This is a genomic window from Mesorhizobium sp. M7A.F.Ca.CA.004.04.2.1 (assembly GCF_004022825.1).
Lineage (GTDB): Bacteria > Pseudomonadota > Alphaproteobacteria > Rhizobiales > Rhizobiaceae > Mesorhizobium.
Genome location: NZ_RZPH01000438.1, coordinates 1 through 4687, shown reverse-complemented (window position 1 = coordinate 4687; position 4687 = coordinate 1). Strand labels below are relative to the sequence as shown.

Here is a 4687-nt window from a genome sequence, read left to right as displayed (position 1 = left end):
GCACATTGTAGATCTCGATCGGAAATCCCTTGCCGACGACACCGTCCTCGAGATCGTCGCTGATCGGTCCGTCATAGACGATGCAGCCCATGGCGCCGCGCTTCAGGACGATGGTGGCGGACGACAGCGAGCGGATCGTCTTCAAGGCGCTCAGGCAATCGTCGGCGCCCGACGCGATCATGATCTCCTCCTCGGTGCCGACGATGAGGTCGCAATCGGGCAGCACCGTCTTCAACTGCGCCGAGACCCGGTCCGATTTCACATAGCGCTCGAACCCTTCGGCATGGCCGGCAAGGCCCCACAGGTTCGGCCGGTAGTCGATGTCGAACACCACCTTGCCGCCCTTGGCCTTCATGATGCGGATCGCCTTGCGCTGCGCGGCATCGCTGTTGGGCCTGGAAAAATGCGTGCCGGTGACGACGATCGAGCGCGCCGAGGCGATGAAGGCCTCGTCGATGTCTTCCGGCGCCAGCGCCATGTCGGCGCAGTCCGAGCGATAGAAGATCATCGGCGAAACGCCTTCGTCCTCGACCGACAGCAGCACCAAGGCGGTAAGCCGCTCCTTGTCGGTCTTAAGGCCGTCGACATTGACGCCTTCACGCGTCAGCTGCTCGCGGATGAAGCGGCCCATCTGCTCGTCGCCGACGCGGGTGAGCAGTGCCGAGCGCAGGCCGAGCCTGGCCGTGCCGACCGAGATGTTGGCCGGGCAGCCGCCGACCGACTTGGCGAAGGAGGTGATGTCCTCCAGCCGCGAGCCGATCTGCTGCCCATAAAGGTCCACGGAAGCGCGACCGATAGTGATAACGTCGAGCGGCGCGTATTCAGCGTCCACGGCTTCGCTCATTGGAACCTCCCGTCGGCCTTGTTGTGTTGGGGTACACGCGCGAGCGGCAGCGTGGCGCCGGGAATATGAAATAATAATTCCAATCCATAGTCAATATGGAATGAGTGTTCCTTCCGTGAAAAGTGTCTTTTCGGCGATGGATCAGGCCTTGCGCTTGCGGCCCGTGTCGCGTCGCTTCTCGCCGACGCCGACGGTCAGCGCCATGGCCAGCGCCATTGTCGCCGACAGCGAGCGGAAGCCGGCGAAATCGGCCTCTGCAACCTCGAACCAGACCTTGGCGAACTGGGCGAGCGGCGAAAACGAGCTGTCGGTGATGGCGACGATCGGCACGCCCTGTTCCGAAATGCTGCGCGCTTCCTCGATCGTGGCCGGTGCGTAGGGCGAGAAGGAAATGGCGATGACGGCATCCGCCGGCGTGGCGAAGCCGATCATCTCGGCATTCAGCCCGGCCGCCGATTCGATCAGCTGGTTGCGGATCTTCAGCTTGCCCAGCGCATAGGCGATGTAGGACGCCACCGGATACGAGCGGCGCTTGGCCAGCACGTAGATGGTCTCGGCCTTCGCCAGCAGGGAAATGGCGTCTTCCAGATGCGCGTCGTCCAGCGTGCGCGAAATGTCGTTGAGCGAGGTGCTGGCGGCGGCGACGAAGCCGTCGAAGATCGACCGATGGCCGGCGCCGCCCTCTGCCTTGGCGCGCAGCGCCTGCAGCCTTTCGTCATAGGATGAGTTGCGCTCGCGCAGCCGTTCGCGAAACACCTGCTGCAGGCTGGTGAAACCATCGAAGCCAAGCTGCTGGGCAAATCGGATCAGGGTCGAAGGCTGCACGCCGGCCGAAGCGGCGATGCTGGCGGCGGTGCCGAAAGCGATATCGTCGGGATTGTCGAGCGCATGGGCAGCGATCTGGGCGATGCGCTTCGGCAGGCTTTCGCGCCGCTCCAGGATGGTGGTGCGCAGCGTCTCGAAATCGCGAGGTACCCGTTCGTCCATCGTCGCTCTGTCCAGGCTCATACGTGAAGCGTCCTCTGTGCATCATCATAGCGAGCCTGCGCAAGAACACCATAAAAAATGAGGCAGACATTCCATTCCAAGAGAAAATGGACTAATTCATCCACGCAGCGCTTCAAGCAGTGGAGAAACGGAAAATGGTCGGCGTCGGTCTCATCGGTACGGGTTTCATGGGCAAGTGTCATGCCATCGCATGGAGTGCCGTCAGCGCCGTCTTTCCCGACGTTGCCAAGCCACGGCTGGTCCATCTCGGCGAGGTCAATGAAGAGCTTGCCCGGCGCAAGGCGGGCGAGTTCGGGTTCGCCAAGGCGTCGGGCGACTGGCGTGCCGTCGTCAACGATCCCGAAGTCGATATCGTCTCGCTGACCACGCCCAACCAGTTCCATCCGGAAATGGCCATCGCCATCCTCGAAGCCGGCAAGCATCTGTGGTGCGAAAAGCCGATGGCGCCGAGCTTTGCCGAGGCCGAGGCGATGGCAGCGGCGGCGAGAAAGTCCGGCAAGATCGCGGCGCTCGGCTACAACTACATCCAGAGCCCGGCCATCCGCCACATCGGCGCTTTGCTGGAAGAGAAGATCATCGGCGAGGTCAACCATCTGCGCATCGAGATGGACGAGGACTTTATGGCCGACCCAGAGGCGTTGTTCTTCTGGAAGCACGAAGCCGCGTCAGGCTATGGCGCGCTCGACGATTTCGCCGTGCATCCGCTGTCGCTGGTCTCAGCCCTGTTCGGCCGCGTCGCCAGTGTCATCTGCGACATGGCCAAACCCTATGCCGATCGCAAGCTGGCCAGCGGCGGCCGCCGCGCTGTGGAGACCTACGACATAGCCAGCGTGCTGATGCATCTGGAAAGCGGCATTGCCGGCACGCTGCTGGTCAACCGCTCGGCCTGGGGCCGCAAGGGCCGCATCGCCGTCCAGATCTTCGGCTCGAAAGGGTCGATCCTGTTCGACCAGGAACGATCGAACGAATTCCAGCTCTATCTCACATCAGATCGGCCGACCGAGCAGGGCTACCGCACCATCCTGGTGGCGCCGCACCACAAGCCCTATGACCTCTTCGTGCCGGCGCCAGGCCATGGCCTCGGCTTCAACGACCTCAAGATCATCGAGTGCCACGAACTGCTGACGCGGCTTGAAGGCAGGCCGGCACGGCTCATCGAATTCGCCGAAGGGCTGGAGATCGAGCGCACGGTGCACGCGATGGCGCGCTCCTTCGAGGAAAAGCGCTGGGTGGACGTGCGGTGAGGCGGCGGCTCACCTTCTCCCCTTGCGGGAGAAGGTGGCCTCGCGAAGCGAGGTCGGATGAGGGGTGCTCCAGGGAACACCAACGTCTCACTCCGCTGGAACACCCCTCATCCGTCTCGGCGCTGCGCACCGATCCACCTTCTCCCACAAGGGGGAGAAGGGAGAATCGCGTCAGCCGCCAACCGCCGCATTGATCTCCCATCCATTCACCCAGACCTGCCGCAAGCGGTCGCCTTCGCCCTTGAACCGCAACCCCGTCGCCTGGCAATCCTCGATCCGGTCGCTGCGGAAATTGCGGATCGCCTGGCGCAGCTCGCACCAGGCGACGATGTTGGCGGTTTCGGCGTAGTAGATGAGCGCGATCGGGCGGACGAGGCGCTCGGAGGCCCGGCCCATCTCGTCGCGATATGAGAGATCGAGCTTCTCCTCGTCGCGGATGGCGCGTCGCACCAGCGCCAAGTCGATCGCGCCGGTCGAGGGCGCGGCGAATCCCCACGCATGCAGCGCATTGGCGTCGAAGGCCTGGCGCAAGGGTGGTGGCACCGCCCCGGCGATCTTGGCGCTGACGCGCTTGGCCGCCTGCTTGAGCTCGCTGTCTCCGGTGCGCTCCAGCAGCGCCAGCGACAGGACGATCGCCTCCATCTCCTCGATCGAGAACATCAGCGGCGGCAGGTCGAAGCCGGGGCGCAGGATATAGCCGATGCCGCGGCCCCCTTCGATCGGAACGCGCATCGCCTGCAGCGCTGCGATGTCGCGATAGATCGAGCGTACCGTCACTTCCAGCCGCTCGGCAATCGTCGCCGCCGTCACCGGCTGCCGCGCCAGCCGCACGATCTGGATGATCTCGAACAGGCGTGACGCCTTGCGCATTTTTTCCCCGGGTTGCGAGCCCAATTGACACAGCATTGTCAGTTGGGCTGACCTATAGGAGCGCCTATCGACTTGAAAATCAACAGGTTCCGCTGCGGTTTGGCGGAGCGAGGCGGCAGGCAACTGACATGGGCTATGCGGAAAATCTCTGGCTTTTCTTTATCCTGCTGTTCGGCATCATCGCCGTTCCGGGCATGGACATGCTCTTCGTGCTTGCCAATGCACTGACCGGCGGGCGCGACAGGGGTCTCGCCGCGACCGGCGGCATCATGGTCGGCGGCATGGTGCACACGCTGAACGGCGCCATCGGCGTCGGCCTGCTGATGCATTTCGTGCCGATCCTGTTCAAGCCGCTTCTGCTTGCCGGCGCCGCCTACATGGCCTTTATCGGCATCACGCTGATGCGCAGTTCCATCACTGTCGGTCAGGAAGGGCCTGCCGGCAGCCGGTCCGCATGGAAGGCCTTTCGCCAGGGTTTTGTGACCTGCCTGATCAACCCGAAGGCATACCTGTTCGTGCTTGCCGTCTACCCGCAGTTCCTGAAACCGGACTACGGTCCGATCTGGATGCAGGCGACGGTCATGGGGCTGCTGACCGTGGCCACCCAGGCTGCGATCTATGGCGGACTGGCGATCACGGCTGGCCGCAGCCGCAACCTTCTGATCGCCAATCCGCGGGCGACCATTTTTGCCGGCCGGGCGGCCGGACTGCTGCTCTTTGC

The 4687-nt window shown here is 63.6% G+C and carries 5 protein-coding genes; 2 read left to right on the top strand and 3 right to left on the bottom strand.

What is annotated here, in order from left to right; translation table 11 throughout:
* Both iolC and EN893_RS19465 read right to left on the bottom strand, forming a co-directional pair.
* Nucleotides 1-844, bottom strand: an 844-nt coding sequence (gene iolC, locus EN893_RS19470) for a 5-dehydro-2-deoxygluconokinase (protein ID WP_128361707.1), incomplete at its 3' end; no start/stop codon positions are given.
* Nucleotides 845-985: 141 nt separating this feature from the next.
* Nucleotides 986-1831 (bottom strand): MurR/RpiR family transcriptional regulator, encoded by an 846-nt coding sequence (locus EN893_RS19465; protein ID WP_164748924.1) that lies wholly within the window; start codon nucleotides 1829-1831, stop codon nucleotides 986-988.
* A gap of 155 nt (nucleotides 1832-1986) precedes the next feature.
* On the opposite strand from EN893_RS19465, the gene EN893_RS19460 reads away from it, so the two are divergent.
* Nucleotides 1987-3096, top strand: a complete 1110-nt coding sequence (locus EN893_RS19460; protein ID WP_127269053.1) for a Gfo/Idh/MocA family oxidoreductase — start codon at nucleotides 1987-1989, stop codon at nucleotides 3094-3096.
* Nucleotides 3097-3267: 171 nt separating this feature from the next.
* Here EN893_RS19460 and EN893_RS19455 read toward each other — a convergent pair whose 3' ends face one another.
* A complete protein-coding gene (locus EN893_RS19455) occupies nucleotides 3268-3966 on the bottom strand; it encodes a YafY family protein (protein ID WP_127269054.1) in 699 nt (232 codons plus the stop codon).
* Between the two features lie 128 nt (nucleotides 3967-4094).
* Here EN893_RS19455 and EN893_RS19450 point away from each other — a divergent pair.
* On the top strand, nucleotides 4095-4687 hold a 593-nt coding region (locus tag EN893_RS19450), incomplete at its 3' end, for a LysE family translocator (RefSeq protein ID WP_164900962.1).